At 38.2% G+C, this 24,128-nt stretch carries 25 protein-coding genes and 1 riboswitch; of the genes, 9 read left to right on the top strand and 16 right to left on the bottom strand.

Translation table 11 applies throughout. From position 1 onward, the window contains the following. Positions 1-48: 48 nt before the first annotated feature. A complete protein-coding gene (locus NYE63_RS05165; protein ID WP_342604332.1) occupies positions 49-756 on the bottom strand; it encodes a nitroreductase family protein in 708 nt (235 codons plus the stop codon). A 114-nt stretch (positions 757-870) separates the two neighbouring features. Beyond that, positions 871-1,287: an Rrf2 family transcriptional regulator gene (locus tag NYE63_RS05160; RefSeq protein WP_342604331.1), complete on the bottom strand. Its 417-nt coding sequence runs from the start codon at positions 1,285-1,287 to the stop codon at positions 871-873. 303 nt (positions 1,288-1,590) lie between these two features. Here NYE63_RS05160 and NYE63_RS05155 point away from each other — a divergent pair, with 303 nt between their 5' ends. Then, positions 1,591-2,544: a bile acid:sodium symporter family protein gene (locus tag NYE63_RS05155; protein WP_342604330.1), complete on the top strand. Its 954-nt coding sequence runs from the start codon at positions 1,591-1,593 to the stop codon at positions 2,542-2,544. Positions 2,545-2,661: 117 nt separating this feature from the next. After that, entirely contained in the window at positions 2,662-3,207 is a 546-nt protein-coding gene (locus NYE63_RS05150; RefSeq protein ID WP_214751487.1) for an NAD(P)H-dependent oxidoreductase, read from the top strand. Between the two features lie 79 nt (positions 3,208-3,286). Here NYE63_RS05150 and NYE63_RS05145 read toward each other — a convergent pair whose 3' ends face one another. The 6 genes from NYE63_RS05145 to NYE63_RS05120 form a co-directional block, all read right to left on the bottom strand. After that, positions 3,287-4,072, bottom strand: coding sequence for an SDR family oxidoreductase (locus NYE63_RS05145; RefSeq protein ID WP_342604329.1), 786 nt, complete (start codon positions 4,070-4,072; stop codon positions 3,287-3,289). A 15-nt stretch (positions 4,073-4,087) separates the two neighbouring features. Then, complete coding sequence (locus tag NYE63_RS05140; RefSeq protein ID WP_342604328.1) at positions 4,088-4,942, bottom strand: RhaT/GlcU family sugar-proton symporter; 855 nt, start codon at positions 4,940-4,942, stop codon at positions 4,088-4,090. Between the two features lie 504 nt (positions 4,943-5,446). Beyond that, positions 5,447-7,273, bottom strand: coding sequence for an APC family permease (locus NYE63_RS05135; RefSeq protein ID WP_342605687.1), 1,827 nt, complete (start codon positions 7,271-7,273; stop codon positions 5,447-5,449). Positions 7,274-7,411: 138 nt separating this feature from the next. After that, positions 7,412-7,556: riboswitch (cyclic di-AMP (ydaO/yuaA leader) on the bottom strand. A 310-nt stretch (positions 7,557-7,866) separates the two neighbouring features. Further along, a complete protein-coding gene (locus NYE63_RS05130; protein ID WP_063235609.1) occupies positions 7,867-8,322 on the bottom strand; it encodes a GtrA family protein in 456 nt (151 codons plus the stop codon). After that, entirely contained in the window at positions 8,282-9,304 is a 1,023-nt protein-coding gene (locus tag NYE63_RS05125) for a glycosyltransferase family 2 protein (RefSeq protein ID WP_342604327.1), read from the bottom strand. The genes NYE63_RS05130 and NYE63_RS05125 overlap by 41 nt, the downstream gene beginning before the upstream one ends. 15 nt (positions 9,305-9,319) lie before the next feature. Continuing rightward, positions 9,320-10,984: a DUF6044 family protein gene (locus tag NYE63_RS05120; protein WP_342605686.1), complete on the bottom strand. Its 1,665-nt coding sequence runs from the start codon at positions 10,982-10,984 to the stop codon at positions 9,320-9,322. A gap of 177 nt (positions 10,985-11,161) precedes the next feature. Between NYE63_RS05120 and galU the strand changes: the two genes are divergently transcribed. The 3 genes from galU to NYE63_RS05105 all read left to right on the top strand — a co-directional run bounded on the left by galU (position 11,162) and on the right by NYE63_RS05105 (position 12,767). Continuing rightward, positions 11,162-12,022 carry a UTP--glucose-1-phosphate uridylyltransferase GalU gene (gene galU, locus NYE63_RS05115; protein WP_342604326.1) on the top strand — a complete coding sequence of 287 codons (861 nt, stop codon included), beginning with the start codon at positions 11,162-11,164 and terminating at the stop codon, positions 12,020-12,022. Positions 12,023-12,294: 272 nt separating this feature from the next. Further along, positions 12,295-12,435, top strand: a complete 141-nt coding sequence (locus tag NYE63_RS05110; RefSeq protein ID WP_342604325.1) for a bacitracin ABC transporter ATP-binding protein — start codon at positions 12,295-12,297, stop codon at positions 12,433-12,435. Between the two features lie 194 nt (positions 12,436-12,629). Then, positions 12,630-12,767: a hypothetical protein gene (locus NYE63_RS05105; protein ID WP_342604324.1), complete on the top strand. Its 138-nt coding sequence runs from the start codon at positions 12,630-12,632 to the stop codon at positions 12,765-12,767. A 228-nt stretch (positions 12,768-12,995) separates the two neighbouring features. On the opposite strand, the gene NYE63_RS05100 is transcribed toward NYE63_RS05105, so the two are convergent. Beyond that, complete coding sequence (locus NYE63_RS05100; RefSeq protein ID WP_342604323.1) at positions 12,996-13,241, bottom strand: hypothetical protein; 246 nt, start codon at positions 13,239-13,241, stop codon at positions 12,996-12,998. Positions 13,242-13,319: 78 nt separating this feature from the next. Between NYE63_RS05100 and NYE63_RS05095 the strand changes: the two genes are divergently transcribed. From NYE63_RS05095 to NYE63_RS05080, 4 genes are all read left to right on the top strand, one after another. Beyond that, on the top strand, positions 13,320-13,493 hold the full coding sequence (locus NYE63_RS05095) for a hypothetical protein (RefSeq protein ID WP_342604322.1): 174 nt from the start codon (positions 13,320-13,322) through the stop codon (positions 13,491-13,493). 634 nt (positions 13,494-14,127) lie between these two features. After that, positions 14,128-15,459, top strand: a complete 1,332-nt coding sequence (locus tag NYE63_RS05090) for an amino acid permease (protein ID WP_342604321.1) — start codon at positions 14,128-14,130, stop codon at positions 15,457-15,459. Between the two features lie 604 nt (positions 15,460-16,063). Beyond that, positions 16,064-16,741, top strand: coding sequence for a FadR/GntR family transcriptional regulator (locus NYE63_RS05085; protein WP_342604320.1), 678 nt, complete (start codon positions 16,064-16,066; stop codon positions 16,739-16,741). 56 nt (positions 16,742-16,797) lie between these two features. Further along, positions 16,798-17,979 (top strand): MFS transporter, encoded by a 1,182-nt coding sequence (locus NYE63_RS05080; protein WP_342605685.1) that lies wholly within the window; start codon positions 16,798-16,800, stop codon positions 17,977-17,979. Between the two features lie 16 nt (positions 17,980-17,995). Here the strand turns inward: NYE63_RS05080 and NYE63_RS05075 are convergent, their stop codons facing one another. From NYE63_RS05075 to NYE63_RS05045, 7 genes are all read right to left on the bottom strand, one after another. Then, on the bottom strand, positions 17,996-18,136 hold the full coding sequence (locus NYE63_RS05075; RefSeq protein WP_342604319.1) for a hypothetical protein: 141 nt from the start codon (positions 18,134-18,136) through the stop codon (positions 17,996-17,998). A gap of 495 nt (positions 18,137-18,631) precedes the next feature. Further along, positions 18,632-20,128, bottom strand: coding sequence for a helix-turn-helix domain-containing protein (locus NYE63_RS05070; protein ID WP_342604318.1), 1,497 nt, complete (start codon positions 20,126-20,128; stop codon positions 18,632-18,634). A gap of 815 nt (positions 20,129-20,943) precedes the next feature. Next, positions 20,944-21,141: a hypothetical protein gene (locus NYE63_RS05065; RefSeq protein WP_342604317.1), complete on the bottom strand. Its 198-nt coding sequence runs from the start codon at positions 21,139-21,141 to the stop codon at positions 20,944-20,946. 84 nt (positions 21,142-21,225) lie between these two features. After that, positions 21,226-21,399, bottom strand: a complete 174-nt coding sequence (locus NYE63_RS05060) for a hypothetical protein (protein ID WP_342604316.1) — start codon at positions 21,397-21,399, stop codon at positions 21,226-21,228. A gap of 127 nt (positions 21,400-21,526) precedes the next feature. Then, on the bottom strand, positions 21,527-22,687 hold the full coding sequence (locus NYE63_RS05055; protein WP_342604315.1) for an aminotransferase class I/II-fold pyridoxal phosphate-dependent enzyme: 1,161 nt from the start codon (positions 22,685-22,687) through the stop codon (positions 21,527-21,529). Positions 22,688-22,700: 13 nt separating this feature from the next. Further along, the gene (locus NYE63_RS05050) at positions 22,701-23,324 is read right to left on the bottom strand and encodes an acetyltransferase (protein WP_342604314.1); all 624 of its coding nucleotides are present in this window, start codon (positions 23,322-23,324) and stop codon (positions 22,701-22,703) included. 140 nt (positions 23,325-23,464) lie between these two features. After that, positions 23,465-24,049 (bottom strand): sugar transferase, encoded by a 585-nt coding sequence (locus NYE63_RS05045; protein WP_342604313.1) that lies wholly within the window; start codon positions 24,047-24,049, stop codon positions 23,465-23,467. Positions 24,050-24,128: the final 79 nt, after the last annotated feature.

Raw genomic sequence — 24,128 nt, 5'->3', positions numbered from 1 at the left:
ATCCTTTTACTTAGTACAAATATTGTTCAAAAACCTTTTATTAAAACCTTAGTATTTATCCCAAGTCAATATAGTATCGAGTGGCAAACGGACTTTTTCAAACCCTGCTTTAGTTCCTTTTCCAAGGGAAATTAACATGACAGGTTTAAAGTTTTCCGGTACATTGAATGCATCCACAAATTTGGCTTCATCGAACCCTCCCATTGGGACTGTATCGTATCCTTTTGCTTTTGCAGCTAACATGATCTGCATGGAAACCAGGCCACCGTCAATCATGGCTACACTTAGAGCTTTCTCAGCGGAAAAGTTACCGTAATTATGCAGAATAGAGGCTACATATGGCTCTTTGATTTCATTCTTCATGATTCCTTTATTGACTAATTCACCATAGATCCGCTCTGCATTTTTGTAACCTTCTATATCAGCTAAAACGGCAATGACAGCAGATGCATCGACGATTTGTTGTTGGTTATTGGCGATGGGGAGCAACTCTTGCTGGGTTTGCTTATCTTGAATCACAAGGAATCTCCATGGTTGTAAGTTGGAAGAAGACGGTGCTTGAATCGCAATCTCCAGGATTTCACGAATTTCCTCTTCAGTCATCACGTATTCAGCATCGTACTGGCGAACAGATCTCCGTTCTTTTGCTACCGTAATGAAGTCCGTATCAGTAAGGACCTTCGGCATTTCATGCGGAATATTCAATTCTTTCGATTTATTTAGGTACTCTTCTTTACTCATTATATTTTTTGTCATTTATAATGACCTCCATTTAACTGTAATTAATACAGGAACAGTATATAACGTATACTGTTCCTTTGTCAAATACAGTTAAAAAAAAACGAAACCATATCAGTTTCGTTTCCCACATTAAGATTTTGATAGTAAATCAGCAATCGTCTTCTTTTCCAAGCCCTGCATTATCCAGCTCTCCATCTCGTTTTTCAAACCGCATAAAGCTTCACGGGAAGATGGTTGAAAGCATTTTTTATCATTCACATCAAGAAAGCCTTTTGAAAATGGTTCGGATTTAATTGCAGAGTATATATCTGCAAGAATGATTTGTTCGGGATTTTTGGCAAGTGAATATCCCCCATCCCTGCCTTCCTTCGCTTGAATCAGCCCTGCCTTCACTAAATTACTTAATATTTTTCTAAGAAAGCCTGACTCCGAATCAAGCTTATCGGCCAATTTATTACTATTACATAATCCATCATGATCAGCAAGAACAAGCAGGGCTTGTACTGCAAGACTAAACCACATTATACTGGAAACCTTTTCTGACATTTCTTTCACCTCTTCCTCTACTTTAAACTATTTTTCAATGAATATACAACGATGCATCGAACAATCTTGCCAAAATCTCTATTTAATGAACATCATCGGGAAAACCCTTTTTGGAATGCTGGGAGTTCCAGGACAGTGATAGTAATAGGAACGATGAATCCCTCACCAGTTCTATCCTTCCAATACATGCTTTTCACTATTTTTAAAAATAAATAGACAAATTTCTTGTCTTACAAATTATATTTATTGGAATATGGTAAACTTGATTAATAGAATTTACTTTGCTCAGAAAGTGGATGAATGATGCTGAAAACAATAAATGAACAAATGGATAAAGTTATGCCTCTCATCACGCCGATAAGCGTGGTTATTGGGGTATTATTGGCCGAACATCTAATGGATTACACCTTTCTTGTTCCATGGATATTTGCCTTCATTACATTTTCCGGAAGTTTAGGCTCTAACTTTAAATCTCTGCAAAAGGCAGTCACCCACCCTTTACCTGTATTAATCGTATTGATCATCCTACATATGCTTATGCCTATTTGGGCTTTTGGTCTCGGCCATTTAGTGTTTCATGGCGATGCTTTCACAATTACCGGCCTAGTCCTGGCTGTAGTGATTCCAACCGGTGTCACCAGTATGATCTGGGTATCCATTTATAACGGGAATGCCGTACTTGCCCTAACCATCATCTTAATCGATACCCTTCTCTCGCCATTCATCGTTCCTTACAGTGTTTCCCTTTTTGGAGGCGGTTCGATCGAAATGGATTTAGGGTCGATGGTGAAAGGATTAATTGGAATGGTCGTTCTTCCCTCCATGCTTGCCATGTTCTTGAACCAGGCTACAAAAGGGAAGATACAAAATACACTCTCCCCCCGCTTAGCTCCTTTTTCCAAGATAAGCGTTGGAATCGTAGTCATATTGAACAGTTCAAAAATTGCGCCATACTTAACCCATTTCGATAAGAAATTAATGATCATGTCGTTCTTGGTTTTGTTCATAGCTGCTTCAGGGTATGCCATTTCTTGGATGGTCGGCGCATGTTTAAAATGGGAAGAGGCGGATATCATCACCTTGACATTTACAGGCGGTATGCGGAACATAAGTGCAGGAGCCGTTCTAGCAACTACCTATTTCCCTGCTGCCGTCGCGGTACCCGTTGTACTTGGCATGCTGTTTCAACAAATGCTTGCCTCCTTTTTTGGCTATGTCATGGAAAAGCATTTTCATCGTGGTGTGAATGAAGGGTGATCCGCCGTATGATTATTTCCCAGGCATCCATTTTCCCTTTCATTAATATTCCAATTATAATAGGTGAGTGGAACACATTTACATGATTATCCATTACAAATCCTTGGAGGTATGAAGATGAAAGTTGTTGCAATAGTGGGAAGTATCCGTAAAGAGTCTTACAACCTTAAGCTTGCCAAATATATTCAAACTAGATATCAAGATCGGTTTGATCTCGAAATCTTAAACATTCGGGATTTACCTTTTTATGATCAAGATATTGAAAATGACCCTCCATTAGTTGTAAAAGAATTTAAAAGCAAAGTGGCCGAAGCAGATGCAGTCTTATGGGTAACACCTGAATACAATGGTACGATTCCAGGCGTATTAGGCAATGCAATCGATTGGTTATCACGTGTAGATAAAGTCTTGATCGGTAAACCATCATGGATCATGGGTGCGTCAATGGGACAATTAGGAACGGTTAAAGCTCAATTGCATTTGCGTGAAATCTTATTCGCAATAGGCATCTCCTCCCCACTCCTTCCCGGGAATGAAGTATATGTTGGTGCAGTGCATGACAAAATCGATAACGAAGGCAGGCTTACACACGAGTCAACTGTCCAGTTTATCGATACTGTCGTCGATAACTTCATTAGCTGGTATAATCACCATACTCGTTAATGCTTTTTAACAAGAATCCCAGCAGGTTTGATCCTGCTGGGATTCTTGTTGCATCATAAAAGAGGGAATTAAACAACATTCATCCTCTTCCCGCTTGGAATGCAGGGTATTTTGTCATTCCTCCGTCAGCGAATAAAGTGATGCCCGTTACATAACTGGACTCTGAAGATGCCAGCCATACAGCAACTGCAGCAATTTCTTCAGGCTTTCCGATATACCCCATCGGAATCATGCTTTCAAGATCCTTTTTCTTTTCGGGATCTTCAAGCTTGTCGGCATTTATTGGCGTGGCGATGGCTCCAGGACCAATGCTGTTCACACGGATCCCTTTTGGTGCATATTCAAGAGCCAGGGTTTCCGTAAGCAGCTTCACCCCGCCCTTGCTTGCCGCATAGTGAACGAATAAAGGCCAGGGAATCTTCTCATGTACACTGGACATGTTTATCACATTCCCTTTAATGTCGTTCTCGACAAAATACTTGATTGCTTCACGGCATCCTAAGAAATTTCCGGTTAAGTTCGTATTGATTACCCTATTCCAGTCACTTAACGACATCTCGTGGGATGGAACCGGATTTTCAATTCCTGCATTATTGATGAATATATCGAGTTTCCCGAAATTCTTTATAGCTGATTGGACAAGGTTAATCACATCTTCTTCAACAGTGACATCTCCTTTTACTGCAATAGCTTCCCCACCATTTGTTTGGATTTCTTCCATTACACTATCCGCTTCCTCTGATTTAGTGCGATAATTAACCACGACCTTTGCCTTTTCCTTAGCAAAGCGAATGGCCATCGCTTTTCCTAAACCAGTGGATGAACCCGTTATAACAACGACTTTACCTTCTAAATCTGTATACATATAATCACCCTCCAATTAACTTTTTGCCAATCCGAGCATAATCCCAGCAATGATGATCAAGATGATTCCAATTCCAATTCCAATTAGTTGACGCTTCGTTTTCTTTTCACGCAAAATGATGATCCCGCCGAGAGTTGAAATGACTATGCCCATTTGCGAAAGGGAAAAACTAGTAGCCACTCCCACACGGGGCTGGGATATGAATAAAAACATGTTCCCTGCAGCCCATATCAATCCCGGAATGATATTGCGAATCGTATATTTGTTAAATGGTTTATGTTTAAAAGTCAATAACAGACCACCTATCACCATCCCGATAGCTTGAGGGAACAACGCTGACCAGCCATCAACATCAAATAAACGCGCCACGACCACATAAACCAAATAACCGAATGTCGAGATGAGGAGAATAACAATTCCTTTCTTCAAGTTTCCCGACTTGCCCTCTTTTGATTCTTTATCTTCCAATGAGGTCAAGACGATTCCTATAATAATGAAGACTAATGCCAAAACCCCTAAAATAATCGCTTTCATTGTAGACCATTCGTGAAAAACTATGACCCCGAATAATGTGGTTGAAATGAGCTGCAATCCAGTTGATATCGGCATCGTTTTGGATACTCCCATTAAATCAATGCTCTTAAGCTGATTAGCTTGTCCAAGAGCCCAAAACAATCCAGATACGACTCCGACTCCAAACACCAGAAGTGACAACTTAATATCGGCAAAAATATAAACACCAATTGAAAAAATCAAGGCACCAATCGTTGTACCTAGTGTTTGACTATAGGGTCCACCCCCGAGTTTCACATTAAATAAAACGATGCTTCCCCAGAATAATGCCGGCAAGAGAGCTAATAATATATCCATTTTCAACCCCCATTTATGTAAGTTCAAAACTAAGCAGTAAATTTCCTTATGTCTTCTTAATATGTTCGCATTATTTGAAATGACCCTTGGTAATTTTATGAAGTGCTTCCCCTAAAGTAGTGTTCAACACAAAAAGGGCTGCAGACGCAGCCCTTTTTAATGATACTGATTGATGCTAGCCACCATGTTAATGATGTTGCATGTCCATTTCCAAATCATCTGCGACTTTGAAATAATTACTTTCCCAAACAGCCGTGGTGCGGATAATAATGATGGAGAAAGTTTTATATTAACATTAATTAAAGCTTTAAAAGAGGAAGTATCCCCACATCTTACTGCAAATCCTTTTTATTGTACGGGCTTCATAGTTACTGTGAATTTATGAGTGGGTTATGAATGTTCATACTCAAATATCGGCAGCGTAAGTTACTGCTGTCTTTTTTATAAAGGTTATAAAAAAAGCAAACCTTATGTAGGTTTGCTTCTTTTCTTAGATAATGGAACTCACTTCTTCAAATGATATGGCACAGTCGTAATAACCACATTTCTTCTATAAAGTAAGTAGGCGCGAATCAGTAAACTTGATTGGTTATGAAGTATATTGTGCCAGCCCTTCTTCGGAATGAATTGGGGGATGATCACCGTAACTTTATAATTGGATTCCCTAGCCTTATGTTCAACTGTATCCACAAATTTAGTTAGTGGCTGAATGATACTTCTATAGTAAGAATTCAGCGTAACGAGTCTGACATCCGGCTGCCACTTTTTCCATTTTTCTCCGAATTTCTTTTCATCTTCTCTTTCAAAAGCAACATAAACCGCAATAACCTGATTTGCTGATAGAGATTTTGCATAATTTAAAGAGTTCTCAACCACATGAGTTATTCCCGCCACAGGTACAATGATGATATTCCCTTCAATTGGTAAGATTGGCTCACATGTTGTAATCCTTAGTTGGTCACCAACTGCTTCATAATGCTTTCTAATTCGATGAAAAATTAAAATGATGATAGGTAAAAAAATCAAAACAGGCCAAACCTGAGTAAATTTGGTTAAAAAGAATATCATCGTGACGATAAAGCTAATCATGGCACCAATTGAATTAATGGTTAGTTTCATCATCCAGCCTTTTGGCTTTTCGCGAATCCATTTAACAATCATCCCGGTCTGGGACAACGTAAATGGAATGAATACCCCTACCGCATAAAGCGGAATGAGATTTTCTGTATGTCCTTCAAATGCGACTATTAAGATGATGGATGCAAGCCCCAGTATGATAATTCCATTGGAATACCCTAATCGGTCCCCTCTTACCGTAAACGCCCTTGGTATGAATTTATCCTTCGCAAGATTTACCGCAAGCAGAGGGAAAGCCGAATAGCCAGTATTGGCCGCCAGTATCAAGATCAATGCAGTCGTACCTTGAATGAAGAAATACATGAAATTCCGTCCAAAGATCTCTTCAGCAATCTGGGAGACGACCGTTACCTCCGCGCTTGGAACAATACTTAAATAATAGGCTAAGTATACGATTCCCGAAAATAATACCGCTAGTAAGGAACCCATCGCTATTAAAGTTTTCGCAGCATTATTTGGGGCTGGATCTTTAAAGTTCGGGATTGCATTGGAAATCGCTTCGACTCCTGTCAATGCGGAGCTTCCTGATGCGAATGCTCTTAGCAGTATAAATAAACTGATGCCCGCTACCGGAGTCCCGATGGACGTATGCAATTCCGGTGAAACCCCACCCGTCAAAATCTTGTAAATGCCAACACCAATCAAGATGAACAATGCTAAAACGAATAGGTACACCGGATAAGCCAAAACAGAGGCCGACTCCGTAACCCCCCGAAGGTTCAGGATTGTAAGTAGAATGACGAAAATGATGGCTATGATGACATTATATGAATGCAGGCCAGGAAAAGCGGACGTGATGGCATCCGTACCTGCAGAAACACTTACAGCGACAGTTAATATATAATCGACCAATAAGGATCCTCCAGCTATCAACCCTGGATTGACACCTAAATTGTTTTTTGAAACCACATAGGCCCCCCCGCCATGTGGATAAGCGAAAATGATTTGTCTATAGGACAAAATCAAAGCAGTTAACAGGATCAATACCCCAATCGCGATAGGGATGGAATACCAGAATGCCGCAGCACCGACCGTGATCAGGACGATTAATATTTGCTCCGGTCCATAAGCAACCGAAGACAAAGCATCAGAAGATAATATCGCCAAAGCCTTTGTTTTGTTAAGCTTTTGTTCACCAAGTGCATTTGATTTTAAAGGTCTCCCAATCAAGAACCTCTTTATAGAAGATAACATCAAGAATTCACCACCATATTTAATTTATAAGTTTATGTTACCCAGCTGTAGCAAAAAACAAGACGAAATAGAAAAATGCCTACAAGTCATAGCTAAATAGACCTGTAGACATTAATTTTTTTGTCTAACAAGCTCCACCTTCCTTCTCATATAACGCTTACGAGGTTAGCTGTCGGATTCGGACCTAAGAGTAGCCCTACCTTGAAAGGATTCACCCCTTGGATTGTAGTAACAATCCCTATAACGGGTCCCCCGCACCATAAGGTTTAAGCGATTTAGAAATATGAAACTGTTGATTATCATACTCCCGTGAAATGAAAAAGTAAATGAAAATTTTGCACATTAATAGAATAATCTTTGTAGGTGTAGTTTTGTTCTTGACGTATATAACATAAGTCATGCAAACACACTATTCGAAGGGAGGAAAGGAGATAAATAAAAAAGTCAAAAAGAAAATGATCGCCACATGGAGAACGTAAAGGACGAAATTAAACAGATCTGCCCCAGCTTGGATAGTCATTAAACTTGCATTTAATTTCGCTTTCCGAATCCACTTTAATTCCCGTCCAATCGGGGGCAATGATCCACCCTAATTAGTTCCTTCCTTCTTGAATTGGTCTCAAATTGCTTTTTTTAAAGACAAAGTATTTCTGGCCAATATAGTTAAGAACTGTGTAAAAAATTGCTCCTATCAGCACCGCCACATTTTGTTGTATGGATAAGTGAACGGATCCTTCCATTGATTCTGCTATAGCTTGGCCTAAAGAATAAGCTGCGGAATAACAGATCAGGATGACGCAAAAGAAACGGGCAACTCCTCTCCGCCATTCTATATCGCTTTTAAAGGTAAAAGTCCTGTTCAAAAGAAAACTCGTTACAGCTCCCGTACCATTGCCGAAAAAGGTGGAGATCCAGTAAGATAATTCAAGAACATTCATGAGAAAAAGCATGATGGAAAGTCCAACCGCTGTATTGACTATTCCAACCAATAAAAAGCGGATAAAGGAGTTAGTGTGTTTTAGATAGTTTTTCAATACTGTTCCGTTCATTGTCTAGTTGCTCCCGTTTTTTTAAATCGAGCGGATTAAATAAATCCAAATCAACAATATATTTAGGCCGGCGTTTGGATTCATTATAGATTTTACCTATATATTCCCCAATCAAGCCGACAGCGATCAACTGTAGTCCACCGATCAACCATATGGAGGTGATTAATGAGGTCCAACCAGTTTCGGTCTGCCCATAAAACTTTAACCATAAAAAGTAAGACCCAAAGAGTAAGCTAATGAAAAAGGAAAGACATCCTAGCCATAATACAAGCCGGATCGGTGTAACTGAAAAGGAAGTAATGCCATCAAGCGCAAACCCAACCATCTTCTTAAATGGATACTTCGTTTCCCCAGCCAATCTTTCTTTTCGGTCATAATAAACAGAGTCCGTCTTAAACCCAATGAGCGGTACGATCCCCCGTAAAAAAAGATTCGTTTCATCAAATCGTTCCAACTCCGCGATCGCCCTTTTACTCATTAGCCGGAAATCGGCATGATTATAGACAAGGTTAACCCCCATCTTGTTCATCAATTTATAAAAACCAGTTGCAGATGTTCGTTTAAAAAATGAATCAAGGTCCCTTTTCTGGCGGACACCATACACAATTTCACATCCTTCATTGAATTTCCGAATGAATTCAGGGATGACTTGAATATCATCCTGTAAATCTGCATCAACGGATATTACACAATCCGATGCTTCCTTGGCTGTAAACAATCCTGCCAGGAGTGCATTTTGATGTCCTGCATTCCGGGAAAGCTTTAGCCCGCGAACAAATTCATTATTAATCGTTTCCTTATAAATGATCTTCCATGTTTGATCTTTGCTTCCATCATCAACCAATAGGATTTTACTTTGACCGGAAACAATGTTTTCTTCGACTAACCCCCTCACCAATCCACAAAGCTGGGAAATGGTATCCTGCAATACGCTTTCTTCGTTATAACAAGGTACAACAATCGTTAGTATCGGTGAATTCACTCTATTCCCCCCTTTTCACATGACTCTGTATAAATGTATTTTCCATACGCTTCCTTTTTTTGTGAAAATCCTATCTAGTACCAATCCGTTTTCCTTCGCGTTGTTGATTGGTATGGCAGAAAATATATACTTGCCACCTAATCCTTTAAACGCATCCATATTAAGGTCCAAATTTTCCAGCTCTTTCTTCGAGCCTTTCTTGAACATATAATGCTTCCCAAGCTCATCGGTAAATAGGTAACAACGTCCTCCCCATTCATCAAAGTAGATTCTGATGTTTTTATTCTTAGCCAATTCGTTTTCAATTATTTGACGAAAGTGATGTTTGTAAGTAAGCGGATAGAAATTGTTATAGCTATCGAGCGTGTAAAATCCATTAAATTGTGCAATTGCGGGGTGCAGCCCAATGCTAGCAACACGATATTCTTCCTGTGGAAGGTCAATATGATCTTTTATTTCCTGAAAAAGGCTTTCTGAATAGAACTGTTTAAAAGATGGTTTTTTATTGTGAGTGATTTCTTCATTGAAACCCATTAAAATCATAATTTGAATGGCGATGAAAATAGAAAGGGTTTTCTTAGCATAAACGCTATGTTCCCAAATGATTTTTATCGCTAGGGCAAACCCCAAGTAAATCACCATCGGCCTTAAAAAGTGAAATCTGGCAAAATTAAAGGTATCCAGGGTATGAATCCTTTCCGTTAAAGGAAGCCAGCCTTTATAAAACCAAAATGCGTACCACGCTGAGAGCATAAAATTCAAGCCGAATAAAAAAACATAAACCTTTTCCTGTCTCCACATTTTTTTGGTCAAAATAATATAAAGGGCAAATACTGTAATCGGCAGGATGATAAGTGCATGTACTGTCATGACATGCGTATGTCCAAGAACGAAATTTTTGAAAGTAAGCTTTATGACCCAATCGAGCGGCAGCCTTGCGTGAAAATATTCATCTCTGCTGTTTGGATCCGAATCAAAAATGAATGAAGCGACCAAACGATATTCCACCAAACCAAAAATGACGGTCATATACACGATCGAAAGAAGAAACGTTATATTCCATCCTTTTCTCCTGATCACATCCGTAAGCCAAAGAAAGCCCATTGCAACAAGGAAAAAGAAAAAGCCAAGCACGATGCTTGAATAAAGCGGTAAAAGTGTAAGGACCAAATAATTCTTCCAAGAATGGTCCTTGTTGCGAATATTCAAAAAAGCCCAAAGTGCTAGCGGCATCCCAAGTGTACTGAGCATTCCCGATGGCCAAAATGGGGTAAGGGCAAAGGCTAAGGATGTTCCAACCCTAATCCAACCTGATTGGCTTCCTGTAACCAAGTGTTTCTTTAATAGGATATACATACCAAAGAATGCAATAAACCTTGTTAATGCCTGGCTTATTGCATATGCAACCATTGTCGGAAAAAGAGCATAAAGCCACACGATAATACTGAACTCACTGCCAAAAGCATTTCGGGGCAGCCCGTTCATAATCTGGGGAATTTTGGCGTCAATAGCACCGAATAACTCACCGCTTTCTGAAAGGACTTTATACCAGGCAAGGTTGGAATCCAAATTATCATGTACGCGAATATGCGCATTTTCTCCAAGGATGAATAAAGGAGAAAGATATAAAACAATGACGAGAAAGGCAAAAAGGATTTGTTTTCTCTCTTGATTTTCAATTGGCAAAATATACACCTCTTGACCAAATTCATATATCCATAATATTTGCTTCGGAGGTAAATCTATTCTTTTTCAGGGATTTATTTTATCCGTTTTTGATATAGGTCAACCAATGACCACATAAAATGAACGGTAGAACAAAAAGCATATAAAAGAACCTTAAAAAGGGGCAGGGCTATGATAAAGAAAGCGGTGATTCCAGCAGCCGGTTTAGGAACACGATTTTTACCTGCTACGAAAGCCCAACCAAAGGAAATGCTGCCGATTGTCGATAAGCCGACCATTCAATATATTATCGAGGAAGCGGTTCAATCAGGGATTACAGATATTATCATCGTTACGGGTAAAAACAAACGTGCCATCGAAGATCATTTCGATAAATCCATTGAACTTGAAATGCTTCTGCAAATGAAAGGTCAAAATGAGCTGCTTAAGATCGTGGAGAACATTTCCAACATGGTGGATATCCATTATGTAAGACAAAAGGAACCTCTAGGTCTGGGGCATGCAGTTTTATGTGCCAAAACTTTTATCGGAGACGAACCTTTTGCCGTCCTGTTAGGGGATGATATCGTGGATAGCCAGGTTCCAGCTTTGAAGCAGTTAATGGAACAGTATAACAAGGTTCGAGCGAGCATTATCGGATGTAAGGAAGTGTCACCTGCCGATGTCTCCAAGTATGGAATTGTAAATTTCCAAGAACGATATGAGGATTTATTTCTGGTAAGAAACTTAGTGGAAAAGCCAAAAGCGGAGGATGCACCATCAACACAGGCGATTATTGGCCGATATATTTTGTCACCTGCGATTTTTGAAATCCTTGAAACCGTACAGCCCGATCGGAAGGGGGAGATCCAGCTTACCGAAGCTTTAGACCTTTTGTTAGAAAAGGAACCATTATATTCGTATATCATCGAAGGAAATCGATATGACGTCGGCGATAAATTCGGCTTCCTCCAAGCTTCATTAGATTTCGCCATGAAACGACCTGAACTTCGTGATCAGCTAATAACATATTTAAGGCAGCTGTTCCCTTAATGAAGTCAATATATTCCACGCCCAATCACTTAGAGGTGATTGGGCTATTTCCACATCGAATTAATCCCTTTGGTTGTTTCACTAACATATCCCCGTACCATATTTTCTAAGCAAAATATTACTGTTTATTATAAACGCTACCGTGAAATGCAAGAGCGAGTGAAAATGTTGGACAGAAAAAGAATAATTTATTATAAGTGAGGTTATGTTGATAACGTATCCTTCATTATTGATCCAAACAACGATATCCAGAAAGGATTGTAGAGAAACACATGCACAAAAAAACTAATAATCCAATAATATCCGATGAATTTTTAGATCAAGTGGTTAAGGAAATCAATGCACAATTTGGCGGGCCCATAAATGAAAAAAATGATCGTTTCCTACATGGGGACGATGAAGAAAGAACTTGACTCCTACATCATTAATCTAAAGCTTCATGAACGACTCTGGCTCTATTCATCCAGAGTTTTTTTTTGCTAACATATGTAACTTTATTTCTTTCATAGAATTATCCGCCCTTTCTTTAACGACTTGTCCAAACCGATTTAGCATATCCTCATAGAATGATTACATGTAATTATTTTAAGAAAGGGGAATAACTACATTGAGCCACGCTGATGATGTCTTCCGCACTTCTCCAAAGGTTCCAAAAGGAAGGCTGATTTCCGGGTTTCAAACAGATCCCATTGGCTTTCTGACCCGTTTGGCCAAGGAATACGGTGAAGTCTCCAAATTCGTTTAGGACCATTCCAAAATGTTTATCACGTTTTAAATCCTGATTTAATAATACAAATTCTAGTAACAAAACAAAAATCCTTCGTCAAATCCAAGGACTTCAATGTTTTAAAACCGCTTATCGGTGAAGGTCTACTTACAAGCAAAAAAGACTTTCATATGCGACAGAGAAGGCTTATCCAACCCGATTTCAAAAAGACTCATATTAGCCAATACGCCAAGGATATGATTGATATCACAATGGATCAAGTCTTTGTATCGCCTTTTTAAATTCACGGTTGATTTTAGTCGGTACCCATAATGGAATACAGGAAATCTTTCTCATCCTTTTGACTGTTATTCTTAAAGCTGTTTCCAGCGGTTTCCCAACAATTTCATACACCTCCTTGAATTCCATGCTGAACACTTTCTGAAAAGCCTGCATGCCTTCAGCCTTCGAACCTCGGGCATCCAATTTTTGAAGTAATAAGAATGATTTCATATAAACATAACTTTCATATTATTTCGATTAACTCCTATAACAGACTAGCCTATTCTTTTAGAAAGGAGGGATGAAAAAATGTACATGCTCCATTCACCACGGAAGGGAATCATCCACACTGAATTGCACTATTTAGGGATGGCCTCGCAGGTATATACCGGTTATTTGGAATTTCTAAGCGAAATTGAACCGATACAAGAAACCGAAAACCAACAGCCGCCCCCTCTCCCCTTTATATATGTGAACGGATAGTTTCGTCAGCTTTTCCCACTCCAAACCGTATATTGAAGAAAAAAAACCAACCTTGAATGGTTGGTTTTTTGTTATTCAGCAGTATGTTCCATAACCCTCGGTGCCCCCACCGCCGCATATGCCAGCTCCAACAATCACTAAAAGGATACAAAACGACTATAACCGCCAAATCCAAAGCCACCATCACAACTGACAAATATGGACATCTACTTATTTGTTTTATGGAAGGACTTGAACTAATTACATCATTTTATTCACTACAAACAATATGTAAGTAATAATGAAGTTAGACAGAAATTTTTTGCTCTCTTCCCTTTTTCAATATGTATTTAACTCAATGATGCAGAATTGCCTTGTGCCATTTTGTTAAATTAAATTCGATTCCATCCATATAAATCAATTATCAGTTTGCTTTCCATTTCATAAAATTCAAATATTTTAACATAATAAGGAGAATTGATTCCTCTACTGTTAAAGGAATAATTTCCAGTTCACCTGCCTAATTGACATTTTTCCGAATCATGATATATTAATATAGTTACTTTAGTACGTAAAAGCATTAAATAATAGAAGAACTTTTTAATTTTATTTATAGACTATTTTATTAAAATAATGAATGAAAGGCATGAATAAAATGGAGAAGACTCATCAAGATTTAAAAAAGGGCCTATTGCCGAGGCATGTCCAGTTCATCGCTTTAGCCGGAATGATAGGAACAGGGATTTTTAAGGGGAGTTCTGATACATTAAATATGGCAGGTCCAAGTGTTGTGATAGCCTATTTAATAGGAGGGCTATTGTTATTTATTGTAATGGCGGCATTAGGAGAGATGGCAACCGCTTTTCCTAATTTGAACGTACAACATCTCATTAATAAAGCTTTTGGGTTTCAACTATCCTTCATAGTCGGATGGCTCTATTGGTTTAACTGGATCATCGTGATCATTGTGGAAATAGTCGCAGCCGGCAGTTTTCTACAATATTGGTTTCCTTCAGTACCATTATGGCTTTTAAGTATCCTTTGCGCCTCAGTAATTATAGGAATAAATTTGTTTCAAGTAAAATACTATGGAGAACTCGAGTTTTGGTTCGCAGGAATTAAAATAATAACCTTGATTGCCTTTATTATTTTAGGAGCTTTGATCATGCTGGGACTTCTTCCTAGTTCGGCTTCATTTTCTAATTACACGGAACATGGTGGTTTTTTCCCAAAAGGAATTGACGGAATGTTAAGTGCACTTTTAGTGGTAATGTTTTCATATGGGGGTGCAGAATTAATTGGTGTAGCCGTCACGGAAACAAAAGATAGTCAGCGCGTCATACCAAAAATCATTAAAGGAACAGTATGGCGGGTGATTCTTTTCTATGTCTTGCCGATACTTATTATTTGTGGGGTAATACCTTGGAACCAAGTAAGCACTGAAGTAAGTCCATTCGTTCAGGTTTTCAGCTTATCAGGTCTTCCCGGAGCTGCCGATATTATGAATTTCGTCCTTTTAACCGCTGTCTTATCAGCTGCAAATTCAGGGATATATGCTACCTCAAGGACATTGTTCACTCTTTCCCAGAACGGGGAGGCTCCTAAGGCATTTTTAAAAACAACCAAAAAGGGTATCCCGCTTAATGGTATATTTTTAACTACATTATGTATATTGACTGGTGTGTTTTTATCCTATTTGACTCCCGACCTGATTTTAAGCTACCTTATGGCCATTCCTGGATTCACAATTTTATTATTATGGATCAGTATTTGTTCCGCGCAATTGAAGCTGCGTAATCAATACAATGGTAAACCAGGTTTCCGGGTAAAATGGTACCCATATACAACTATATTAGCCATCACGGCTTTAAGCATTATCTTTTTGGCATTTATCTTTAATAAGCAAAACATCATTGGGACCACAGTATGTCTTGTCACATTGGTAATATTGATCCTTCTCTCTTTCATTGTCAAACAAAAAAAATAGAAATATTATCCTCCCTAAATTTTAATACCAGGGATTTCAGACTGTAGGCAAACTCGATGAAAGTCGAGTTTGCCTACAGTTTTTTAGTATTACTACAAATTGAACGTTGATTCGAACTCCAGGCGCTCTTTGCGCATATGGGGTCTCCCTTGGACACACTTTTTCCGCAGGAGTCTTGTACCCTCCGTTCCAATCAACTGGAACGTATTTCAAAGAAAAAACTGTAGGCAAACCTTCTAATTCGTAAAAAAATTAGGTTCGTTTGGTCTCACCCCGAACCAAGTTTTAAAAGAAGACCCGGTTATCCTTCATGTTTTTCACCTTTTTATATGGACGAATCCCTCACTGGATCGAAGAAATTTGCGACACTCCTGCCAAATAACTGGCTAGCCGAGACCCTGCTAGATGCTTATGGCAGGAAGCTTGGCAGATAGTCGGCGGCAAGGGAGCGGATTTCTGAAATCAATTGGAACTCTTTTTTTCTTTCTAAGAAACTTTGTTTTACAAATACTCCGTGTACTTCAACATTCTTATTTATATTTTCAACATACATATGTTAAAATAACCAATGAACCAATCATCCTACAAATTTGAGGTGTGCATATTGACCATATCTAAAACAAATCGATTATCACTTGTAGAGCAAGTGGTTTCCCAAATAGAATCGTTAATCGAATCAGGTGAATGGAAAATTGGAAATCAAATCCCCCCTGAAATGGATTTGATCCAACAGTTCGATGTAAGCAGAAATACATTAAGGGAAGCTGTACGATCACTTGTTTATGCAGGTCTTTTAGTAACGAAACAAGGAAAGGGGACATTCGTAAGGTCATCAAGTGCCTTGGGGGCTGCATTTGAAAGAAGGATCCAACAGTCAAGTTTATTAGAAACGTTAGAGGTCCGTCATGCCCTTGAAAGAGAGGGAGCTCAGTTAGCGGCATTAAGACGTAATCAAGAAGATGTAGAACGATTGCGGTTTCATATAACAGCATGCAGTAAAGCTGCCGAAGCAAGGGATATTAAGGCTTACGAAGAAGCGGATATACAGTTACATAAATCGATTATGGGTTCATCACATAATGATTTATTGATTGATTTGTACGAACATATGGAACACTCCCTGCATGAATCCATCCATCAGATAGTTGAGATGAGTTCTGATGTTAACTTTCATTTGAACATTCATTGCAGTCTTGTAGATGCCATCATCGAACAAGATGTGAACCGGGCAACCGAAGCAGTCAATGAATACATTGCACAATTCAAAAAATCTTTAGAGTAAGTAAGGAGGAGATTATGGGCATTCATCAAGCGGCAAATCAACTAGAACAAACAAAAATGGATATTAAACCCAGAGTTGGACTACTCATCATTGGGATCATTCTTCTTGGAGCAAATCTAAGGGCCCCCTTAACATCGGTTGGCCCCCTTGTCACTTCGATCCGTGATAACTTGGGGATATCCAATACATTATCAGGTTCATTAACGACATTGCCTTTGCTTTCTTTCGCTTTATTATCACCATTTGCACCTAGGCTAGCACGGCGGTTTGGAATGGAGCTAACCCTTTTCCTTTCCTTGATATTATTAACGATCGGGATTGGGATACGCTCAGTTGGCGGTGTGCCGACATTGTTCATAGGAACCATTTTAATCGGGTTAGCCATCGCAATCGGCAATGTATTGTTACCCAGTCTGATAAAGCATAACTTTGCAAGGAATATCGGTCTGATGACAGGAACCTATGCTGTTTCCATGAATTTATGTGGCGCAATAGGTTCCGGGATCAGCATTCCCCTTGCTTCTTCATCCGGATTGGGATGGGCTGGTGCCCTTGGATGTTGGGGAATTTTATCACTTATTACAGTTTTCTTATGGATGCCGCAATTAAGACGGCCATTCAGGTCAGGTAAGGATGTACAAACGGCTCAAAAGGATAAAAAGATTAACTTATGGCGTTCCGGTTTAGCTTGGCAGATCACTTTCTTCATGGGATTGCAATCGTTTATTTTCTATACAGTAATTACCTGGATGCCGGAAATCCTAGAGCAAAAGGGCCTGAATGCTGATGAGGCTGGCTGGATGCTATCCATCATGCAGCTTGCCGTCATTCCCATAACATTCCTTGTGCCCATTTTAGCTGGACGCTTACAAAGTCAGCGTCTGTTAGTGGTCCCGCCTGTCGTTTTCCTTATTACAGGGATATTCGGCATATTATATGGAAGCACTCTCTTCATACCAGTATGCATGATATTGATCGGGATTGGAGTCGGAACCATATTCAGTTTATCCATGATGTTCTTTAGTCTTCGAACACAAAGCACCCATGAGGCGACGGAATTATCAGGAATGGCTCAATCATTCGGGTACCTCTTAGCTGCCATTGGACCAGTATTATTCGGATTGCTTCATGACATTACACATAGCTGGACAGTTCCCTTACTGATGTTGGCCGTAATATCTGCACTTATTTTCATTGTTGGAATGCGTGCAGGAAATAATGAATATGTAACTAAATAAAGCCACTCACAACCAACTATAAGAGAGCTATGAACGGTATGAAAGGTTCTAAACAGCCATGGCCCCGGTATTGTACCGGGGCCATTTTCTTAGCAGCCACTGATAGCTGTACGACAGGTTCATGATCTGCCAAATCCTTAAGGTGACTCCACCCCAAAAAGTTACCCTCCCTTCAACGGCACCCTGTATTCATCCAAAATTACTATGGTTGATGCACTTAGATCCCGTTTCGGTCCGACTATTGCAGCACATAGTTTCCCATTCATATGGAGCTATAAAAAACATCTAACATCGTTTCCAAAATTCGAGATCGGAAGTAGGTAAATGTTTTTACTTCGCTAACTATATTCTAACCGATTTTAGATATCGCTTTTAAAAGGCATCATTTCGTGTTTTTAAATTTAAGAGATTGATCTGTGGTTTAAGTTGAGAAGTGAACGTATGGCGTTCTCGCTTTGGTCTTTTGGGGGGCTCCCTTATCTATTGTAATTTATCAACCTTAAACTCTGTCAGATAAGTAATGCGTTTCACCTTCTCCCTTTGGAGAAAAAGGAAATGACCTAGGCTTAATGACGAGGTAGTTTATTAGCTGCATATTACTGCTCATATCAGGTGGTTAAAGTACAAAGTGAATAAATGCCTTAAGATGATCTCAATCGATGTCTTCTTCAAATGGATATAAAATATTTGGGTTTAAACCATACCTATCAATGAAATTCTTTCGAGTGAACATCCTAATTTCTTTTAATTCGGAAGGAGTCGGAAATGAAGAAACTTTATATACAGGAATGTGTTCAATATTAATTAACTGCCCTAAATCTGTGGTTATTAAGATATCAAACCCATTTTTTCTGAAAAGTGAATCTATATCGGAAAAATCCATTACATAAATATTTAGCTTGTTTCCGAAATGATGTTTTAATACCTCACGAATATAATCTTTCTCTACATATGAACGACAAATTAATGCAGTCTCTATAACCATTTGGTTTTGTTTTCTTAAAATTGAAGCTTGGACCAACATGAATATTTCTAATATTTCTATATTTTCAAAAGAAATAGTAAATTCATTTGATATATATTGTGCTATTTCTTCAATAATCCCGAATAACAGATTATTTTCAAAATAAGGAACGAATTGTAAAATATTATTTATTCTCGTATCCGTTATTAACTGAAAGTCAAACGATATCCCACGAAGAGTTTGCGCAAATTCGTACATGAAAATATCATCTTGAGAAACATCCAACCCAATTTTCTTTGATAAATTACTTAAAAATTGACTTAAAGGCTTACCGCTATCCGAATTAAGTTTGGAACGAATGTAACGAAGCTCTTGGGTACGATTTAAAGACATTTCTTCGCTCATTAAATATAAGGAAAAAAATAAAATTTCCCGTATCTGTTTCTCCCTATTTGGACATTTCACCATGAACTTGAATAGTTTCTTAGATATTTCAAATGCTTTGGAAGTTTCATTTTCATCTATAACCACTTTCGGGATTGTCACAAAACAATTATGGGTTATTCGAATGTTAGAGATATGAAGGATTATCGCTAGTCTTTGTATGGCACCCATATGTAAAGAAGTTGTATGTTCCTTCAATAGCTCCAGTAGAGTGTCTTGAAAGTCTTTTAGATTAAATGATGTAATGAAGTCATTTAAATTGCCTGACATATACTCTACATACTGCATGATGAATCGCCTTACTTTTTTTTCATCCCCAACAATTTTAAATGGACTATTCGATAATTGAACTTCGGCATTTTTTAATACTTCTTCTATTTTCTCTAACTGTCGATATACTGTGGAGCGACTAATATGTACTTTTTGAGTAATATATTTTATCGTTACTCCATCGTTAAAAAGAATTAATTCCAAGGTTTGAAAATAGGTATTTTCACTTTTAAGATGAAACCAAAGTTCTTCCAAGGTGCCGTTTTTAGGTTTCAATAATCTTACGCCCTGAACTTCATTCTTTTCGATTTTCCATTCAGGTGGAAGATTTGAACTCATATGTAATATATCCCGCCATAATGTGCTTTTCGAATAACCTGTTTTTTTTGATAGTTCTGTTAAACTGCACCAATTATCTTCATAAAATAAATGATACAGCAGTTTTGAATAACGATCATTAAATCGATTCATACAATCACCTTTAACTTTATTGATTTTCATATCTTCTTATTGAAACTATTAATACCCATGATTAAGCATTAATACCTAACATTCATAGCCTTCACACACTTTTATTAAAAGTAACAGAAAATACATAATACTTACTACCCAAATTTATCATAATTTTATTTCAGAGTCGTTTCAAATGCGGTACGGGGAAATCAATTTTTGAAACTTATTTTTGATGTAATAGCATGACCATCGATTACTCTCAACATGCTATGTATGGTTGTAAGATTTAAAAAAGATAAAAATAGTTCGTAATAAATCCCAAATTAGCAATGAAGCATTTCATTTTAGAATTACTTTTGTATTATCAATCGTTAAGCAACAATGGATTTCTTTACAGCATTCATTTGTTTTTGACAAAAAAAAACACCTCATTCTTTTATAGAGGAATTAAAGAGAATACATCTTAAAAGAATGCAGTGCCTACTATTTGATTAAGCAACGCCACAAAGGCAGTACTCCATGTAAAAATGGTAAAGTGGTCTAGTTAAAAATTTACAGAATTCTTCTATTGAGGAGAACAAATTGTTCATAGGTTTAATACATTCCCCAACAAGATTCAATAGAATATCGTAAGATAAATTGGCTTTTTATGACTCTATAGTTGATGTGATAAGCCCGAGCATAGGAGTATGTCTAATTAAGACAGTGAATAGATATAAACCAAAGGAAAGAAAAAGACTGTGTTGAATTTCTTGACAGCCTGACCTACCTCCAGGGTGGTGATTCATCTGCCATTCTATTCAATAACAAGAAAAAAATACAACCCTTACTAATCAAATTTCATAATGGGACCCCTTTTGTGGATTCTCTACATAAGCCGGGTTAGTCTTTATCAAATGAGATATATGTGCTAATTCGAATTTATCATGCTTAGCATCAAAGGAAAGAAGCTCGACGTTAACATCATTTCTATAGATGTAAATAATTTTATATTCTCTTGATTTATAAATCACTTTATCACCAATCTTCATAAGCACGCTCATTTCTATTGTAGATTTAAAAAGGCTTCCAAAAATGAAATCATTTTTCAGAAGGAAAAGATGATCAGGGGATATTTATTCAGAATCTCCCTTATTGCAAATAATGGTATGCAGCTCTATCGCTTTTATATTTTCAACCAGTCTTTTTCTTGTAAGCTCAATCTCTCTGAAATTCAAACCATTTCGTTTATTGGATAAACATACTAGATTATCGATATCTTGATAAATCTGTTTAAATGTAATTCTCATATTTTTGGTTTGCCTCCTTTTCATTGTAAGGAAGGTTACTTTTAAGGCGGGCTTTAGTTTATCTTCTCAATGTAACTGCCTGCAACAGTTCCTTTGATGATTTGACTCGTATCACACGACGAAAGAATCATCGTGCTATTTTGGACGGTTTAAGTACATCCTTTACAATTTCCACGACCCGCTCTTGATCTTCAAATGTCATGCCCGAACCGGACGGCAAACATATACCTTGTTCAAATAACATACTTGAAACGCTTTTATCGCCGCTTTCTGTAAAAAATGCTGCATCTTTAAAGACAGGCTGTAAATGTAATGGTTTCCATACTGGTCTTGACTCAATATTTCCTGCTTCTAACGCATTAATCAAGTCACTGTGTCGTACTTCAGTGATTTTGTCGTCTATTGTTAAAGCGGTAAGCCAACGATTCCCCATCGTATCTTTTAACTCAGGCATGAAGGTAATGCCAGGTATGTTTCCCAACGATTTTTTATACCGATCAAAAATTTCTCTCCGAACTTTTACACGCTCATCCAATACTTCTAATTGGGCACGACCGATTCCAGCTAGAATATTGCTTAAACGATAGTTATATCCAATCGAGCTATGCTGATAGTGAAGCGCTGGATCACGTGCTTGTGTAGATAGAAAGAGAGCCTTAGATAAAAATTCCTCGTTATTCGAAACCAGCATGCCCCCACCTGAAGTTGTTATGATTTTATTTCCATTAAACGAATAAATCCCTATATCACCAAAAGCTCCTGTTTGCTTCCCCTTGTATGTGCCACCAAGGGATTCTGCTGCATCCTCTATTAAAGCAACCTTATATTTCCCACAAATGCTCTTGATCTCATCTACCTTTGCACTCTGTCCAAATAGATGGACCAAAATGACAGCTTTTGGAATTTCCCGCTTTTTCCTAGCGTATTCCAAAGCCAGTTCCAATGCCTTAGGTGACATATTCCATGTATCAGATTCGGAATCTATGAAAACAGGCTTCGCCCCTTGATAGATGATAGGATTTGCACTGGCTATAAAAGTTAATGAAGAACAGAATACTGTATCACCAGTGGTGACTCCCAATACTTGCAATGCCAAATGAATGGCTGCAGTTCCTGAACTTACTGCCAATGCCCCATTAGTGCCAGCATATTTGGCAAATTCTTCTTCCAAAGCTTTTACGTTCGGTCCTAGTGGCGCTATCCAATTTGTCTCGAACGCTTGGCTAATGTACATTTGTTCATTCCCACTCATATGAGGAGGCGAAAGATACAATCTTTTATTCTCCATCCCACAACACTCCTTATTTTATTATCCTGGCAGGGGACCCCACAGCCGTAGATGCGTAAGGAATGTCTTTAATAACGGTTGACCCGGCCCCAACCTTACACCATTCCCCTATCGTTATCCTCGGTATGACCGTAGATCCAGCTCCTATCAAGGTACCTGTTCCAACCTTGACAGCTCCTGTCAGGGTTGCACTTGGTGCTATATGGATAAAGTCATCAAGATGGGTATCATGCTCAATGACTGAAGACGTGTTAACAATGACGTGATTCCCCACTCTCGCGCCAGCGTTCAAGACGACATTAGGCATAATGACCGTTCCTTTACCTATCGAGACATTTTTTCCCACTATAGCAGTGGGATGAATGACTGTCTCATAATCCGTTACATCTAAATTCAGCTCGTTTACGATTTTTAGTCTTAAATCGTTCCTGCCTATCGCAATAATTACCTTACATTCAAAATGAATAAACAAGCTTCTATAGCTTAAGATGGGGCCAAAATATACATTTCCCTTTCTTTTCAGCACTTCATATTGATCATCTAAAATAGCCATGAGCTGATAATCAACCATTGCTTCAACAATATCTTGAACAACTTTTGAGTGCCCCCCTGCACCGATAATAACGATTTTCTTCAATTCAAATCACTTCTCACATCATCAAATTTTGATTTTCTATAAGATAAATATCTACAGAACCTGGAGATTTTCTAGCTGTTTCCTCCAGGTTCAATTTCATTTGAGTTTTTGTAAATCATCAATCAATATCATTCATCCTATTATCCAATAAATTTTTGGGTTGTTACATGTCCTTCTTGGGTAATGGCTTCTTGTTTATATACCTTAATCAAGGTAAGGTATATGATCTTCATATCCAATAAAAAGGATTGATTATCTACGTACCAGACATCAAGCTCAAATTTTTTCTCCCACGAGATTGCATTGCGTCCATTAACTTGTGCCCACCCCGTCATTCCTGGACGGACATCATGCCTCCTTGCTTGTTCGGAAGTATATAATGGGAGATATTCCATTAATAATGGCCGTGGGCCTACAAAACTCACATCGCCTTTCATGACATTAAATAATTGAGGTAATTCATCTAAACTTAATTTTCTAAGTAATTTCCCAAAATCGGTTAATCTCTTCTCATCAGGAACCAAATCCCCTTTTTCATCTTTTTCATCCGTCATCGTTCTGAACTTAAACAAATAAAATGGTTTGCCATTAAGGCCTGGGCGCTCCTGCTTAAAAATGACAGGTGAACCTAATTTCAAACGGATGAGGATGACGATAAGCAGCATAAGAAGTGAACTGGATATGAGCGCCAAACAAGATATCAATAATTCAAAAGCCCGTTTCATTTTTTCCTCCCAAATCATCTTTGTCTATCGTTATCAAGAAAACGAAGGAATTCTTCAGATAGCTTTACAGAATTCTTAG

This window comes from Peribacillus sp. FSL E2-0159, assembly GCF_038643155.1.
In the GTDB taxonomy this organism is placed as follows: domain Bacteria; phylum Bacillota; class Bacilli; order Bacillales; family DSM-1321; genus Peribacillus; species Peribacillus simplex.
This window is presented reverse-complemented; position numbering and strand designations above follow the sequence as displayed.